This is a genomic window from Aliiruegeria lutimaris, assembly GCF_900099935.1.
Lineage (GTDB): Bacteria > Pseudomonadota > Alphaproteobacteria > Rhodobacterales > Rhodobacteraceae > Tropicimonas > Tropicimonas lutimaris.
The window spans coordinates 60361-75085 of record NZ_FNEK01000005.1 but is presented as its reverse complement, the minus strand read 5'-3'; the positions used below and the strand labels follow the sequence as shown (position 1 = coordinate 75085).

The following is a 14725-nucleotide window of genomic DNA, read 5'->3' as shown; positions in this document are numbered from 1 at the left end:
TTGGGGGGAGCGCTCGGCAGAGCGCGGGGGGCAAGCCCCCCTGAATGCCTTGAAACCGGCAAAGCGCGAATTGAGATTGAGACAGACTAAATCGACCTGGCCGATGTCTCGTCATCCCTGCTCCGGTACCAGGATCTCGCGCTTGCCGACATGGTTGGAAGCGCTGACCAATCCTTCGTCCTCCATCTGCTCCACCAACCGCGCGGCCTTGTTATAGCCGATGGCCAGCTTGCGCTGGATATAGGAGGTCGAACACTTGCGGTCCTTGATGACGATAGCAACCGCCTGGTCGTAGAGCGCATCCTCGCTATCGGTATTGCCGCCGAGGCCGAGCACGAGATCGATATCGCTCTCCTTGTCATCGTCCGGACCGTCGACCACCCCGCCGATATACTCCGGCGGACCGAAAGATTTCAGGTGGTTGACGATCTCCTCGACCTCCTCGTCCGACACGAACGGCCCGTGGACACGCGTTACCTTGGAGCCGCCGGCCATGTAGAGCATGTCGCCCATGCCCAAGAGTTGCTCGGCGCCCATCTCGCCGAGGATCGTTCGGCTATCGATCTTCGAGGTCACCTGGAAGGAGATCCGGGTCGGAAAATTGGCCTTGATCGTGCCGGTGATGACATCGACAGACGGGCGTTGCGTCGCCATGATCAGGTGAATGCCCGACGCCCGCGCCATTTGCGCCAGACGCTGGATACAGGCCTCGATCTCCTTGCCCGCGACCATCATCAGGTCGGCCATCTCATCGACGACGACAACGATGAAGGGCAGCAGTTCGGGCGCGAATTCTTCCGTCTCGAAGACCGGTTCGCCTGTCTCGTCGTCAAAACCCGTCTGGACAGTGCGCGAGAACATCTCGCCCTTTTCCAGCGCGTCGCGCACCCGACCGTTGAAGCCTTCAATATTCCGCACGCCCATCTTGGACATCTTGCGGTAGCGGTCTTCCATCTCGCCCACGACCCATTTCAGCGCCACCACGGCTTTCTTGGGGTCGGTCACAACCGGCGAGAGCAGGTGCGGGATGCCGTCATAGACGCTGAGTTCCAGCATCTTCGGGTCGATCATGATCAACCGGCATTCCTCGGGGCTGAGCCGATAGAGCAGCGACAGGATCATGGTGTTGATCGCAACGGACTTGCCCGAACCGGTGGTACCGGCGATCAGCAGGTGGGGCATCTTGGCAAGGTTGGCCACGACCGAGGCACCACCGATATCCTTGCCGAGGGCAAGCGGCAGCGGCATCGAGGTGTCGCCGAATTCGCGCGCGGCGAAGATCTCGCGCAGCAGCACCTTTTCGCGGTGGGCATTGGGCAATTCGATCCCGATCACGGAACGGCCGGGCACGGTGGAAACACGCGCCGAAAGCGCCGACATCGAACGCGCGATATCGTCGGCCAACCCGATCACGCGGCTCGCCTTGAGGCCGGGAGCCGGCTCCAGCTCGTACATGGTCACGACCGGGCCGGGGCGCACCGAAACGATCTCGCCCTTGACGCCGTAGTCGTCCAGTACGTTTTCGAGCATGCGGGCGTTCTCTTCCAATGCCTCGTCGGACAGAACATGGCGTTGGATCGCAACCGGGCTGGTAAGCAGGGAAAGCGGCGGATGCTCGTATTTCGCGGTCTCCTGCGGCTCCAGCGCCAGCGCGGGCTGGGCTTCGGCCTGGGCCTTCTTGGATGGCTTCGGCGCGGAACGGTCGGGATGTTGCACCATCGGGCGCGACTCTTCGACCATCCCCGGAACAACCCGTTGCGGGATACGCGGCGCGACCTGCGGGCCTGCCATCGAGGGCGCGACAACCGACTCGTTCCCCATCGACTCGATCGCTTCCGGCTCCGGTTGGGTCCGCGGCGCAGACAAGGGGTGCTTCAGGGCTGGCACCGGAACGGGCGGCATATCGTCGATCTCGGCCATCGGTGCCGGCGGAACCGCACCGGGTACCTTGAGGATCAGCGGATCCGGCTTGCGCCGCCGCACAACCGGCGGTTCCGCGCGGCCGACACTCGGTTGTGCCCGCACCGCGCCGCCCCGAGCACGCAAACGGATCGCATCGGCAATGCGCGCCTTTATGCGGTCCTCGGTCGGGGCTTCGACCCCTTCGAGCGCCTCCGCGGTCTCGGGATCGGCGGCTGCTTCCACGAGTTCGGGTTCGGGCTGACGCCGCACGAGCGTCGAGACCGAGGCTAGAAGCCCACCGGTGGAGCGCGAGAACGACGGCTCGGGCGCAATGGATCTGTCCAGATCCGGCTCTTCCGTCAGAGCAAAATCGTCGTCGTCAGGCACGGTTCGCGCGGAAGCCACCGCGCGCGCTTCGGCGCGGCGGGCACGGCGTTCGCCCGTTTTCTCTGCCACGCCACGCGCGGCCTTGCCCGCCCCGTTCAGGCCCGCGCCAAAGACCCGCAGCAACGCGGCATAGGTCAGAATTACGCCGACGAGAATGTAACGGCCCAGGCGCCGCAATTCGTCCCCGGTGAAACCGCAGACGAAAAGCAGCATCCCGATAGCGAAGAATAGAATTGGCACGGAGAGCAGGCGCACGCCGAAACTGGCAGAAATCGGCAGCATGTTGAGCACCGCGCCCAGAACGGTATCGCCAAACAGCCCACCCAACCCGAAACTGTGGGGCCAGGCATCGGTGGGGGCGATGCTGGAGGCGAAGACAGCCGCCGCGGCGATGGCGATCGGTGCGAAGATGACCCGCGAAATTGCCCTTTCCGAGCCGAAATGCATCAAGAGCCGCGCGCCCCAAGCCAGCGTGATGGCCGCCAGCGCCCAGCTTCCGTAGCCTACAACGATAAAGAGTGGCGAAGCGACCGAGGCGCCGAATTTGCCCAGCATGTTCTGCACCGGCGCGTCAGTGGCGGAGAAGAAGGACGGGTCCTGCGGTGCGTAGCTGGCCAGCATGCCGCCAATCGCCAGGGCAAGGCCAAGCAGGGCCAGGCCGATCAATTCGCGGCCGCGCTTTTCGATGGCTTCCTGCATGCTGCTGTCAAGGAGCGGATCGCGCTGTCGTGTCTGATAAGCCATTGGATTTTTATCCTTATTCTTTATAAATGCAGTCGCGCAGCAGCGTCAACCCGCGCTGCAATTCGTCCAGATCTGCCACCATCGCGACGCGGATATATCCCTTTCCGGGATTCCCTCCCTCCTCGTCGCGCCCGAGATAGGCGCCCGGCAGCACCCGCACGCCGGTCTGCTCGTAGGCCTTTATCGCCGCCGCTTCGCCATCCTCGACCGGTAGCCAGAGGAAGAAGCCGCCCTCGGGGCCGACATAGTTCCGCACGCCAGAGAATATTGCGTCGGCGAGGCGGAATTTCTGCTGGTAGAGCGCGAGAGATGCTTCGACATGCGCCTCGTCCGCCCATACGCGCTCGGCCACCCGTTGCAGCGGCAGCGGCAGCGGCGCGCCGGCATAGGCACGCAACTGGCGTATGCGGAGCATGCATTCCGGCCCGCTGGCCACGAAGCCCGAACGCAGGCCGGGCAGGTTGGAGCGCTTTGAGAGCGAATGGAAGATCACCACGCGCTCGGGGTCGGCACCGACTTCCTTTGCAGCCTGCAGAGCACCCGTCGGCGGCGCGGTCCGGTAGATCTCGGAATAGCACTCATCGGCGAAGATGCGGAAATCGTGCCTCTCGGCCAGCGCCAACAGGTCGCGCCAATAGCCCATATCGGCCACCGCGCCCTGCGGGTTCGAGGGCGAGCAGACATAGGCGATAGCCGTCCGGTCCAGTATTTCGGCCGGAATCGCGGCGTAATCGGGCAGAAAACCGGTCTCGGTCGTCGCTGGCACGAAGATCGGGTCGGCCGCCGCCGTCAGAGCCGCGACGGCATAGACCTGGTAGAACGGGTTCGGCACCAGGATGGCAGGCTTCTTGCCCCCTTTTGTCTCCGGGCAGAGCGCGATCGCCGCCCCGAACAGCCCTTCGCGGGTGCCGTTCAGCGCCATCACCTGGCTCTCCGGGTCGAGCGCGACGCCGTAGCGCCGTTCGACCCAGTCGCAGATCGCCGCTCGCAATTCGGGCGTGCCCTCATTGGGCGGGTATTTCGCGAAACCATCCGTGTTGGCCGCGAGAACCTCGGCCACGAAGCCGGGCATGGCGTGGCGTGGCTCGCCGATGGTCATATCGATGACCTCGCCGCCCGGTTGGGATGCGGCCAGGAGCTTCCGCAGCCGCGGAAACGCGTAATCGGGAAGGCCCGCGAACCTCTCTGGGAACGTCATGCGCTCGATTTTCTGTACTGCCTCAGGGATCGGGGTCATTACGCCCCGTTTTGCTGACAGCTTAGCCAGCGAAGGGCCCCCGGTCCAGAAAATGTCTCACTCCGCGCGGGGCTTGTGGCTTTTGCGCCAGAGGTGAGCCCTAGCGCAGCACGGGCTCCATGGCCTTGCCCAAGCGAAGCAGGCGTTCCTCGCTCATTGGCGCAGCCATAACCATGAGACCGGCTGAGGGCACTTCGGTCGGCAGTGTCAGGGCACACAGACCGAGCACGTTGCCGATGCGCGTATTCCGCAGCGCCAGCAGGTTCTCGGAGGCGAAGAATTCCCCGTCGGCCTCCAGAGCAGCCTTGTTCGGCGGCAGAAGTGGCACAGACGGCACGAGAACCGCCTCATAGCCTGCCGTTTCAGCCAGATACTGGGCGCGCAGCCGGTCGAGTTGCTGCCAGGCTTGCACATATTCGGGCCCGCTGACATTGCGCCCACCACGGAAGCGCGCGCAGACCTCGGCGAACATCAGCTCCGGCTTGGCCTCGATCACGTCCATCCAGGTGCCATAGGCTTCCGGCGCAAAGAGCTTGGGAGAGAGAGCCAGGGCCTCGGCCACCACCGGCAGCTTGCGCCGTTCGATCCGTGCGCCCGCGGTGGCGAGACGATCCACTGCCTGCTCGAAGCCCCGAAGCGGTGCTTCGCGCACATCGTCCAGCGCAGCCGTTGCCAGAACCAGAAGGCGCTTTCCCGAGAGGCTCACACCCTTGAGGTCGGCGGGTTTGCTCCCTTCCATGGCAGCCAGCAGGAGCGTGGCATCTTCCACCGACCGGCAGAGCGGACCCACAGTGTCGAAACGGGCGCAAAGCGGCACCACGCCCTTGAGCGAGAGACGGCCCGAAGTCGTCTTCAGCCCGACCAGATCGTTCCACGCCGAGGGAACGCGCACCGAGCCGCCCGTATCGGAGCCGATTCCGGCTGCGGCGAGCCCGAAGGCGACCGAGGTGGCTGCGCCGGAGGAGGACCCGCCTGAGACGGCGTCGTGATCGTTCACGCAGGGCGGAGACTCGGTGATCGGGTTGAGCCCCAGCCCGGAAAAGGCCAGCTCGGTCATGTGGGTCTTGCCAAGGCAGACGAGACCAGCGGCGGTGGCATTGCGCAGCACCTCGGCATCCGCCTCCGGCACCCGCCCTTTGAGCAGGGCGCTGCCAGCTTCGGTGGCGACGCCCGCGGTATCGAACAGGTCCTTCCAGCTTATCGGCACGCCATCGAGAAGCGACAGCCGCAAGCTTGAGCGCGCGCGGGCCCCAGCGGCGGCGGCCTCGGCGCGGGCACGTTCGGCGGTGGTGCGGGCATAGATTCGAGGCGAGAACTCGTGCCGGGCGATGGCATCGAGATAACAATCGACAAGCGCCACCGGGTCGATATCGCCTGCCCCGATCCCGCGCCCCAGATCCGCCGCGGTCATAGTCAGCCACTCGTCCATGCCAAACTCCAATTTTCTGCCCCGCGGCGACGGTAGCGGCAGGGCAGCGCATGGACAATCCTGCATCTCGGGGTATGTCTGTCGGCGATGACACATGATTGCGATATCCTGATCGTTGGCGGTGGGCTCAATGGCCCCTCGCTGGCGCTTGCCGCCGCCCAGGCCGGCCTTTCCTCCATCGTCGTGGACCGGTTGAGCTTCGAGGCCCGGGCCGATTCGGAATTTGACGGGCGCTCCTATGCCCTCGCGCTCGCTTCGCAACGGCTGCTTGCGGCCATCGGCATCTGGGAAAAGGTCGCCGAACATGCCCAGCCGATCCTGCATATCGTCACCAGCGACGGGCGTGCGGGCGAAGGCCCGATCTGGCCTTTTGCCATGCATTTCGACCACGGCGAACTGGACGAGGGCGTGATGGGCTACCTGCTCGAGGACCGCTACCTGCGCAAGACGCTGCTGGAGGCGATCGAAGCGAACCCGCTGGTGACCACTCGCTCGGGCGAAGATGTTGTTGCACAGGAGATCACGCCGCAGGCCGCCTCCATCACGCTGGCCTCGGGCGAGACCCTCACCGGCGCACTTCTCGTCGGCGCGGATGGACGGAAAACGGGTGTCGGCCTGCGCGCGGGCATCCAGCGGACGGGCTGGGATTACGGGCAGACAGCGCTGGTTTGTGCCGTCGAACACGAGAAACCGCATAACGGCACCGCGCATCAGTTCTTCATGCCGAGCGGGCCACTGGCGATCCTGCCCCTGCCCGGCAACCGCAGTTCCATCGTCTGGAGCGAGGAGCCGGAAGCGGCTGCCCATATCGCCTCTCTCGACGACGAAGGCTTCCTGGAAGCGCTTCGCCCGCGTTTCGGCGATTTCCTGGGCGAGATCCGGCTGGCCGGCAAGCGCTTCAGCTATCCGCTGAACCTGACCATGGCCAACCAGACGGTGAAGGACCGGCTGGTGCTGATCGGCGACGCCGCGCAGGGCGTGCACCCGATTGCCGGCCAGGGGTTCAACCAGGGGCTTGTGGATGTGGCGACCCTGACCCAGGTGCTGGCCGAGGCGCATCGGCGCGGGGAGGATATCGGCTCTATCCTCGTTCTGGACCGCCATCGCCAGTGGCGCAGCTTCGACCGGGCCACGCTCGCCATTGGAATGGACACAGTCAACCGGCTGTTTTCAAATGACAACCCCCTCCTGCGCCTCGGCCGTGGCCTCGGGATGGCCGCCATCGACAAGATGCCCGCCCTGCGCCGCCGCTTCATTCGAGAGGCAGCGGGCGTGACGGGCGACGTGCCCAACCTGTTGAAGGGGAAACCCGCCTGATCACGTGTCTCGCCCATGGCCCAAGCTATAGAAAATCGCCTTTTGCGTTCGAGGCGAAGCCGAGAGGCAGCTAAAGGCGATGCGCGTAAATGGGCGAAATGCGGTACGGGCGGGTCAGTCCAGCACGCGGGCTTCGTCGACCAGCATGATCGGGATGCCGTTGCGGATCGGATAGGCGAGCCGCGCGGCGACCGAGATCAGTTCCTGCCGCTCTGAATCATAGCGCAGCAGCGTCCGCGTCTGCGGACAGACCAGCGCTTCGAGCATCTTGCGGTCATGCTGCGGCGGAGCGGGCCGGTCGCTCATTGCATCACCTCGGATCCTTCCTCACCCGTATGCAGGGCAATTTCCATCAGCGCGGTCAGGGTTTCCCGCCGGTCCACGAGGCTCGGCGCTTCGAGAAGCGCCTGCTTGTCGCCGACATCGAAGGGCAACAGCATTCCAAGCGAGTTTATCAGCAATTCGTCATCCGCCTCGCGCAGGTTGTCCCAATCGGTCGAGAGCCCCCGCATCTCCAGGAACCGTGCGAGCAGATCCATGAATGTCTCGCGGCGGAAATGCGCGTCCTGCTCCTGGTTGCCTAGGTCGCGTTCGAAACCTGTCCACTCCACATCGGCCCGGATATAGGGCGTGAAGCCCTCGATCTGGCTGCGCAGCCGAAAGCGCGAGATGCCCGCGAGCGTAATCATGTAACGCCCGTCCTCCGTCTCGGAAAAGCCCGTCACCCGACCGGCACAGCCGATGGCGTTGAGGCCTGCGCCCTCGCCCTCCCGTGGCTGGATCATTCCGATCAGCCGATGCGAGGTCTTGAGCGTATCGTCGAGCATCGCGAGGTAACGTGGCTCGAATATATGCAGCGGAAGCCGGGCGCGCGGCAGGAGCAGCGCACCGGGCAGGGGGAAGACCGGAATTCGGTCGGGCAGGTCAGCTTGCGTGATCATACGCCTCAACCTAGCCGGATTGTGCCATCAGGCAAATATTAGCGAACTGAGCTTGCGACGACCGTTGAGAACCACCGGGTCGGTCGGCTTCAGAGCGTCGAAAATAATGAAGAGCTGGGCCTTCGCCGCACCGTCATTCCATTCGCGGTCGCGCCGGAAAAGCTCGAGCAATTCGGCCACGGCCTCCTCGATCTCACCATTGGCATGCAGCGCGGTGGCCAGGTCGAAACGTGCCTGGTGATCGGCCGGATCAGCCTCCACCGCGGACCGCAATTCGGCAATGGGGCCGGCATCCGCAGCCTGCCGCAACAGTTCGAGCTGGGCACGGGCGGCCTCGACTTCCGGCTTGCCAGCCAGCTCCGCAGGAACGGAATTCAGGAACTGCTCGGCCTTTTCCACTTCGCCTAGCACGAGATAGGATCGCACCATGCCGCCAAAAGCCGTCGCGTTGGAGGGGTCTTCCCCGAGAATCGCGGCGAAGGTCTGCGCGGCGTCCGCCGCGGCGCCTTCGGCCAGCATCGCTTCGGCGGCTTCGAGCGCTTCGCCCAAGCCCCCGTCACCGGCCAGCCCCGCGATACGGTCGACAAAGGCCTTGATTTCGGATTGCGGCAGCGCCCCCTGGAACATGTCGGCGACCTGTCCCTGGTAGAAGGCCACGACCGTCGGGATCGATTGCAGCGGCAAACCCTGCTGGGCGAGCATCTGGGCGAGGCGTTGGTTCTGATCGACGTCGATCTTGACCATCTTCACCCGGCCCTTGGCAGCCGTCACGGCTTGCTCAAGCATCGGGCCAAGCGTCTTGCAGGGGCCACACCACGGCGCCCAGAAATCGACGATGACCGGCACCTCCTGGCTCGCCTCGACGACGTCGGGCATGAATGTCGCTTCGGTGCCGTCCTTGATCAGGTCGGCGGCGGGTTGCGACGGGCTCTGGCCGAATTCCAGCATCGGTGGCTCCTCATGAACAATTCTTGGGGGTTAGATGGCCCATGGACCGTCCCCATGCAAGGGGCGGCGTCTCAGAGATCGAAGGTCGCCAGCACCGGAGCATGATCGGAGGGTTTGTCCCAGCCGCGCACATGACGCAGGATACGGCTGGAATGGGCCGCATTCGAGATATCCGCCGTTGCCCAGACATGGTCCAGCCGCCGCCCCTTGTCCGCCGCGTCCCAGTCTCGCGCGCGGTAGGACCACCAGGAATAGAGCTTGCCCTCTGGAATGTCGGCGCGGGTAACATCGACCCATTGGCCGGACTCTTGCGTCTCGGCCAAGTGATCAACTTCGATCGGCGTATGGCTAACAACCTTGAGAAGTTGCTTGTGGCTCCAGACATCATCCTCGCGCGGTGCGATGTTGAGATCGCCCACCAGGATCGCCTTTTCCGGGCGGTGCTCCCGGAACCAGTCGCGCATGTCTGTCAGGTAATCCAGTTTCTGGCCGAATTTCTCGTTTACCTCGCGATCCGCCACATCGCCGCCGGCAGGGACATAGAAATTGTGGATCGTCACCCCGTTCTCCAAGCGCCCGGCCACGTGGCGGGCATGGCCGAGATCGGCGAAATCCTTGTCGCCCAAATCCTCGATCGGCTGCTTGGACAGGATCGCCACGCCGTTATAGCCTTTCTGGCCACGCGCGATCATGTGCACGTAGCCGAGCTCGGCAAACACCTCTGCGGGGATCTTATCCACCGGGCTCTTGCATTCCTGAAGGCAAAGGACATCCGGGGCCTCCTCGGTCAGGAGCTGCGCGACGAGGGGTGCCCGCAGGCGGACAGAGTTGATGTTCCAGGTGGCAATGGTGAAGGACATGGGATTCTCCGCGTGAGGCCGCGCGACCCTAACGGGAGCTTGGCCGGGCCTCAAACGAAAAGAGCGTTGCAGGCAGAGGGCAGGACTTGGGGGTTTCACCCCCAAACCCCCAGGATATTTTAAGTCAGAAGAAAATTGGATGTTTCACGACTTCTTCTGACCTGAAATATCCCGGGGGAGCGCCGAAAGGCACGGGGGGCAGCGCCCCCACGAACGGTGGCAGTTTGCTTACGACCACCTCCTCCACTGACGACAAGCATCACCAAAAAAACCCGGGCGAAACGCCCGGGCCAGTCCAACAGGGAGGTTGCCACGCCATAACCCCGACGCGACAAGGGGATTATAACCCGGCAATGGTTAATACATTCCTTAGCGTAAGGCTGCCGGATAGGCGTTTAGGCAACCAGGCGGTATCCGCCCGATTCCGTTACCAGAAGTCGCGCATTCGAGGGGTCTGGTTCGATCTTCTGCCGTAGGCGATAGATATGCGTCTCGAGCGTATGCGTGGTAACGCCGGCATTGTAGCCCCAGACCTCGTGCAGCAGCACGTCGCGCGCCACAACGCCCTCGGTCGCCCGATACAGGAACTTGAGGATATTGGTTTCCTTCTCGGTCAGACGGACCTTTCGGTCATCCTCGGTCACCAGCATCTTCATCGCCGGTTTGAACGTGTACGGCCCCAACTGGAACACGGCATCCTCGGATTGCTCGTGCTGCCGCAACTGAGCACGGATCCGCGCCAGAAGGACCGGGAACTTGAAGGGCTTGGTAACATAATCATTCGCACCTGCATCGAGCCCGAGAATGGTATCGGCGTCGCTGTCATGCCCGGTAAGCATCAGCACGGGGCATTTCACCCCCTGCTTGCGCATCAACCGGCAAAGCTCGCGCCCGTCGGTATCGGGCAATCCCACATCCAAGATGACCAGGTCGTAGATTCCGGCCTTGGCTTTTTCCATCGCCTCATGGCCGCTGCCAGCTTCGAAAACGTCGAAATCCTCTGTCATCACGAGCTGTTCGCTCAGCGCCTCGCGGAGGTCCTCGTCGTCATCGACGAGCAGGATCTTCTTCAGATTTGCCATCGTCATTCCTTCCTATGCCTTCCTGCCCAGATGCGGAGCGTTGACGCTTTCGGCAAGAATTGCTGCAAACAGTTCACGCCGTTGTGTGAAGCAGCGGGGAATTGTTTCAGCTTCCGGGTCGTTTCGTTACATGCTATCGCGCTGCAGCCAAGCATTCGAGACCACATGTCGCTGTCACCGACCCCCGCCGAACGCCGTGCCCGTGCCCGCGCCGACCTGCGCATGGGCCTGCCCGTGTGCCTGCGTGCGGGCGGTGAGGCGGCCTTGGTCGTTGCCACCGAAACGCTCGACGAGGCGCGCTTCGCCGATATGGCGGGCGATGGCGCCGCGGTGCTGGCGATCACTGCACGCCGGGCCGAGACACTCAAGGCACGCGCCTATGACGGGGACCTAGCGCGGATCTGCCTGCCGTCGGACGCGACTCTCGAATGGGTGCGGACGGTGGCCGACCCGGCCGATGATCTCTCCGCACCGATGAAGGGGCCATTTCGCACGGAGCGGGGCGGGGACGCGGCCTTCCACCGCGCGGCGATTGCCCTGGCCAAGCAGGCAAGGCTGCTACCTGCCGTTCTCGTTCGGCCCTGTTCCGACCCGGAGTTGGCACGCGAGCTGAACCTGACCCAATTGGACCTCGCAACGGACCTGCCCCCCGCAGAGGGGGCCAGCTATGACGAGGTCGTCTCCGCCCGCCTGCCCATGGCCTTGGCCGAGTCTGGGAGGTTGCATATCTTTCGCCCCGATGATGGCGCCGAGGAGCATTACGCGGTGGAAATTGGCCAGCCGGACAGATCCAAACCGGTTCTGGCCCGACTGCATTCGGCCTGTTTCACCGGGGATCTGCTGGGATCGCTCAAATGCGATTGTGGCCCGCAGTTGCGCGGTGCGCTGGCCGCCATGGGACGGGAAGGCAGCGGCATCCTGCTCTACCTGAACCAGGAGGGGCGCGGCATCGGGCTGGCCAACAAGATGCGCGCCTACGCGCTGCAGGACCAAGGGTTCGATACGGTCGAAGCCAATCACCGGCTGGGTTTCGAAGATGACGAGCGCGATTTCCGCATCGGCGCGGCGTTGTTACGGGAGTTGGGCTTTTCTTCCGTGCGGCTGATGACCAACAACCCGGCCAAGATCGCGATGATGCGGGCGCAGGGGATCAAGGTCACCGAACGCGTGCCGCTCAAAGTCGGCAAGACGGAAGAAAACGCCGCCTATCTCGCGACCAAGGCCGCGAAATCCGGGCATCTTCTGTGAAACCGCAGGACCTTGTATTGACGCCACGTGGCATTCGTTTTCGTGGCCGCCTTCTGCCGGCATCCATCGGGCGCGAAGGCATTCGGTCAAACAAGCGCGAAGGCGACGGGGCGACGCCGCGCGGCACGCATCTCATCACCGGTCTGTTCTATCGCCCCGACAGGCTGGCGCGACCTGCGCCATGGGCGATGCCGATCGGACCCCGCGACCTCTGGTCGGATGACTCGCGCGATCCGGACTACAACCACCACGTCCGGGCGCCCCATGGTTTCAGCCATGAAAACCTGCGCCGCGCCGATCCGCTCTATGACGTCATCCTGACGACAGACTGGAACTGGCCGGATGCGCAGCCTGCGCACGGATCGGCAATCTTCCTGCATATCTGGCGCAAGCCGCGCCACCCGACGGAGGGTTGCGTCGCCTTTCGCCGCGATCACCTGCTGCGCCTGCTGCCCGAGCTTCCCCCAGGCACCCGCCTGATCGTTCCCTGAAGTTCAGCTGTAATCCCGTTCGCCGAAAATCGCCGATCCGACCCGGACATGGGTCGCGCCGAGCGCGACGGCGCGTTCGAAATCGCCGCTCATGCCCATGGAAAGCCCCTCCAGCCCGTTGCGTTCTGCGAGTTTGGCCAGAAGCGCGAAATGCAACGAGGGTTCCTCCTCCACCGGCGGAATGCACATCAGCCCGCGCAACGGCAGGCCGAGATCGCGGACCTGCGTCACGAAGGCATCGGTTTCCGATGGCAGGATGCCGGCCTTCTGCGGCTCCTCGCCGGTATTGACCTGGATGAAGACGGGCGGACAATGCCCGGTTTCCTCGGCAAGGCGGGCGAAGGTGGTCGCCAACTTCGGACGGTCCAGCGTGTGGATGACGTCGAAGAGTTCGAAGGCCGCGCGCGCCTTGTTGGTTTGAAGTGGTCCGATCAGGTGCAGTTCCACACCGTCGAAACGCTCCCTGAAGTCCGGCCACTTGCCCTGTGCTTCCTGCACACGGTTTTCGCCAAAGACCCGATGCCCTTCCTCCAGCACAGCCTCGACGCGTTCCAGTGGCTGCACTTTCGACACCGCGATCAGTTCGGTGGATCCCTCCAGCCGGCCGGCAGCCAACTCCGCGGTCCGAATCCGTTCGCGAATCTCCTTCAACCCCATTTCAAAGCACCCCTTCCCGTTCAAGTGCGTCGACCAGCGGCTGCAAGTCGGTCTCGTAGCGGCGCCACGCCTGCGCCGAACTGCGGTAAATCGGCTGGCGAACCTGTTGTACCGACAAGGTTTTCACCGAGCTGCGGCTCTTGTGAAATTCCAGGCACGCATCCTCCCAATCCAGCCCGGCCGCGGCAACCAGCGCGCGCGACTGCGCCTCCGGATCGGCCACGAGTTCCTCGTAATGGACCTCGTGGAAGCCGCCCGGCAGGTTTTCCCGCCAGAAATCGAGCATCTGCAGGAAGCTCGCGTAGTATTTCGCGAGATCCTCCAGATCATAGGCGTAGCGATGCGTGCCCTGCGCGAACATGTTCTTGTAGATCGAATAGAGCAGATCGCGCGGATCGCGACGCACGACAATGAAACGGGCCGCGGGAACCGCCATCTTCAGCAGGCCCATGACCAAGTGCGACTGGATCGCCTTGTCGGTCACGATCCGGTCGAAGGAGACGCTGGAACGCGCCGCTGCCTGATATTGTTCCGCAAGTCGCGCGATCTTCTCCGGTGCGACCTTGGCCATCGGAGCAAATCCCTGCCCCGGGTTGCCGATTGCATCGTAGCACAGACGCAAGGCATAGGGCATCTCGCCGCCACTGATCACCTGCGAGTGGCTGGCCAGGATCTGCTCGACAAGGGTCGTCCCCGAGCGGGGCAGGCCTGTGACGAAGATCGGGGTGAAACTGTCATCGGCCGGCTTGGTGGGCGTAAAATCGAAGTCGTGGAATGCCTCGATCAAGCCGTTCACTTCCGCCTGCCGGTCGGAAGCATCATAGCCATAGGCCGATTTCATCGTCGCGTTGGCAGGCGCCAGATAGCGGAAAACCTTGTCATATTGTTCGGTATCTTCCATCGCCTTTGCGAGTGCGAATTCGATCTCGACACGCGCGGAACGGGAAAGTTTCTTGTTCCGGAGTGCCGCCTTCATCTTGCCGATCAGCGGATCGCCCGGCTTCACCTTCCGGTTGGCGGTGAGCATCCGGTAGGGCTCTCCCCGCAACGGGTCGAGCGCTTGCGCCTTGCGGAGCGTGGTTTCGGCCTTTTCGAACGCGCCGGTCCGCTGCAAAACCAGCGCCTTGTCGATCAGGTAGCGCGCATCGCGCGGGGCGGCGCGGATCAGGATGTCGTGGATCTGGAGCGCTTCTTCGTCATCGCCATGGGCCGACAGCATGTCTGCGAGTGCCGCGAGGATCGCAGGCTCCTTGGGCTTCAATTCCCTGGCATCGCGCAAATGGGCAATTGCGGCTGCAATATCCCCGGCGCGGCGTTCGATACGGGCGAGTTGGAAATGTGGCTCCACACGCTGCGGCGCCGCGGCGATCAGCCTGCTGCAAAGGTCGCGGGCCTCATCAAGCCGTCCGGCTTTCTCAAGCGCTTGAGTTTTGTGGAAAAGCTCGGAAAAACGCGCGGGATTGACTGGAAGCATAGGGGCCG

Annotated in this window: 13 protein-coding genes; 3 read left to right on the top strand and 10 right to left on the bottom strand. The window is 63.8% G+C overall.

What is annotated here, in order from left to right; all coding sequences use genetic code 11:
- Positions 1 to 111: 111 nt before the first annotated feature.
- The 3 genes from BLR85_RS04100 to BLR85_RS04090 form a co-directional block, all read right to left on the bottom strand.
- On the bottom strand, positions 112 to 3033 hold the full coding sequence (locus tag BLR85_RS04100) for an FtsK/SpoIIIE family DNA translocase (protein ID WP_093150094.1): 2922 nt from the start codon (positions 3031 to 3033) through the stop codon (positions 112 to 114).
- Between the two features lie 13 nt (positions 3034 to 3046).
- A complete protein-coding gene (locus BLR85_RS04095) occupies positions 3047 to 4231 on the bottom strand; it encodes an aminotransferase class I/II-fold pyridoxal phosphate-dependent enzyme (protein ID WP_093150274.1) in 1185 nt (394 codons plus the stop codon).
- A gap of 139 nt (positions 4232 to 4370) precedes the next feature.
- Complete coding sequence (locus tag BLR85_RS04090) at positions 4371 to 5699, bottom strand: amidase (protein WP_093150090.1); 1329 nt, start codon at positions 5697 to 5699, stop codon at positions 4371 to 4373.
- Between the two features lie 87 nt (positions 5700 to 5786).
- On the opposite strand from BLR85_RS04090, the gene BLR85_RS04085 reads away from it, so the two are divergent.
- Positions 5787 to 7016, top strand: coding sequence for a UbiH/UbiF/VisC/COQ6 family ubiquinone biosynthesis hydroxylase (locus BLR85_RS04085; protein WP_093150085.1), 1230 nt, complete (start codon positions 5787 to 5789; stop codon positions 7014 to 7016).
- A gap of 114 nt (positions 7017 to 7130) precedes the next feature.
- On the opposite strand, the gene BLR85_RS04080 is transcribed toward BLR85_RS04085, so the two are convergent.
- The 5 genes from BLR85_RS04080 to BLR85_RS04060 all read right to left on the bottom strand — a co-directional run bounded on the left by BLR85_RS04080 (position 7131) and on the right by BLR85_RS04060 (position 10847).
- A complete protein-coding gene (locus BLR85_RS04080; RefSeq protein WP_093150081.1) occupies positions 7131 to 7322 on the bottom strand; it encodes a Trm112 family protein in 192 nt (63 codons plus the stop codon).
- On the bottom strand, positions 7319 to 7957 hold the full coding sequence (locus tag BLR85_RS04075; protein WP_093150077.1) for an LON peptidase substrate-binding domain-containing protein: 639 nt from the start codon (positions 7955 to 7957) through the stop codon (positions 7319 to 7321). The genes BLR85_RS04080 and BLR85_RS04075 overlap by 4 nt, the downstream gene beginning before the upstream one ends.
- A gap of 27 nt (positions 7958 to 7984) precedes the next feature.
- Positions 7985 to 8905 (bottom strand): tetratricopeptide repeat protein, encoded by a 921-nt coding sequence (locus tag BLR85_RS04070; protein ID WP_093150071.1) that lies wholly within the window; start codon positions 8903 to 8905, stop codon positions 7985 to 7987.
- Positions 8906 to 8976: 71 nt separating this feature from the next.
- Positions 8977 to 9765, bottom strand: coding sequence for an exodeoxyribonuclease III (locus BLR85_RS04065; protein ID WP_093150066.1), 789 nt, complete (start codon positions 9763 to 9765; stop codon positions 8977 to 8979).
- Between the two features lie 395 nt (positions 9766 to 10160).
- Positions 10161 to 10847 (bottom strand): response regulator transcription factor, encoded by a 687-nt coding sequence (locus BLR85_RS04060; RefSeq protein WP_068312185.1) that lies wholly within the window; start codon positions 10845 to 10847, stop codon positions 10161 to 10163.
- Positions 10848 to 11012: 165 nt separating this feature from the next.
- On the opposite strand from BLR85_RS04060, the gene ribA reads away from it, so the two are divergent.
- Both ribA and BLR85_RS04050 read left to right on the top strand, forming a co-directional pair.
- The gene (gene ribA / locus BLR85_RS04055) at positions 11013 to 12095 is read left to right on the top strand and encodes a GTP cyclohydrolase II (protein ID WP_093150062.1); all 1083 of its coding nucleotides are present in this window, start codon (positions 11013 to 11015) and stop codon (positions 12093 to 12095) included.
- On the top strand, positions 12092 to 12586 hold the full coding sequence (locus tag BLR85_RS04050; RefSeq protein WP_093150058.1) for a L,D-transpeptidase family protein: 495 nt from the start codon (positions 12092 to 12094) through the stop codon (positions 12584 to 12586). The genes ribA and BLR85_RS04050 overlap by 4 nt, the downstream gene beginning before the upstream one ends.
- Before the next feature lie 3 nt (positions 12587 to 12589).
- On the opposite strand, the gene BLR85_RS04045 is transcribed toward BLR85_RS04050, so the two are convergent.
- Together BLR85_RS04045 and BLR85_RS04040 are read right to left on the bottom strand one after the other, a co-directional pair.
- Positions 12590 to 13243 carry a YggS family pyridoxal phosphate-dependent enzyme gene (locus BLR85_RS04045; RefSeq protein WP_093150054.1) on the bottom strand — a complete coding sequence of 218 codons (654 nt, stop codon included), beginning with the start codon at positions 13241 to 13243 and terminating at the stop codon, positions 12590 to 12592.
- Between the two features lies 1 nt (position 13244).
- Positions 13245 to 14717, bottom strand: a complete 1473-nt coding sequence (locus tag BLR85_RS04040) for a tetratricopeptide repeat-containing sulfotransferase family protein (RefSeq protein ID WP_093150051.1) — start codon at positions 14715 to 14717, stop codon at positions 13245 to 13247.
- Between the last annotated feature and the right edge of the window lie 8 nt (positions 14718 to 14725).

Excerpts from the sequence above, each read along its gene's own strand:
- BLR85_RS04090 (WP_093150090.1), bottom strand. The coding sequence starts at position 5,699 with ATGGACGAGTGGCTGACTATGACCGCGGCGGATCTGGGGCGCGGGATC.
- BLR85_RS04095 (WP_093150274.1), bottom strand. The coding sequence starts at position 4,231 with ATGACGTTCCCAGAGAGGTTCGCGGGCCTTCCCGATTACGCGTTTCCG.
- BLR85_RS04080 (WP_093150081.1), bottom strand. The coding sequence starts at position 7,322 with ATGAGCGACCGGCCCGCTCCGCCGCAGCATGACCGCAAGATGCTCGAA.
- BLR85_RS04075 (WP_093150077.1), bottom strand. The coding sequence starts at position 7,957 with ATGATCACGCAAGCTGACCTGCCCGACCGAATTCCGGTCTTCCCCCTG.
- BLR85_RS04070 (WP_093150071.1), bottom strand. The coding sequence starts at position 8,905 with ATGCTGGAATTCGGCCAGAGCCCGTCGCAACCCGCCGCCGACCTGATC.
- ribA (WP_093150062.1), top strand. The coding sequence starts at position 11,013 with ATGTCGCTGTCACCGACCCCCGCCGAACGCCGTGCCCGTGCCCGCGCC.
- BLR85_RS04065 (WP_093150066.1), bottom strand. The coding sequence starts at position 9,765 with ATGTCCTTCACCATTGCCACCTGGAACATCAACTCTGTCCGCCTGCGG.
- BLR85_RS04040 (WP_093150051.1), bottom strand. The coding sequence starts at position 14,717 with ATGCTTCCAGTCAATCCCGCGCGTTTTTCCGAGCTTTTCCACAAAACT.
- BLR85_RS04100 (WP_093150094.1), bottom strand. The coding sequence starts at position 3,033 with ATGGCTTATCAGACACGACAGCGCGATCCGCTCCTTGACAGCAGCATG.
- BLR85_RS04060 (WP_068312185.1), bottom strand. The coding sequence starts at position 10,847 with ATGGCAAATCTGAAGAAGATCCTGCTCGTCGATGACGACGAGGACCTC.
- BLR85_RS04085 (WP_093150085.1), top strand. The coding sequence starts at position 5,787 with ATGACACATGATTGCGATATCCTGATCGTTGGCGGTGGGCTCAATGGC.
- BLR85_RS04045 (WP_093150054.1), bottom strand. The coding sequence starts at position 13,243 with ATGGGGTTGAAGGAGATTCGCGAACGGATTCGGACCGCGGAGTTGGCT.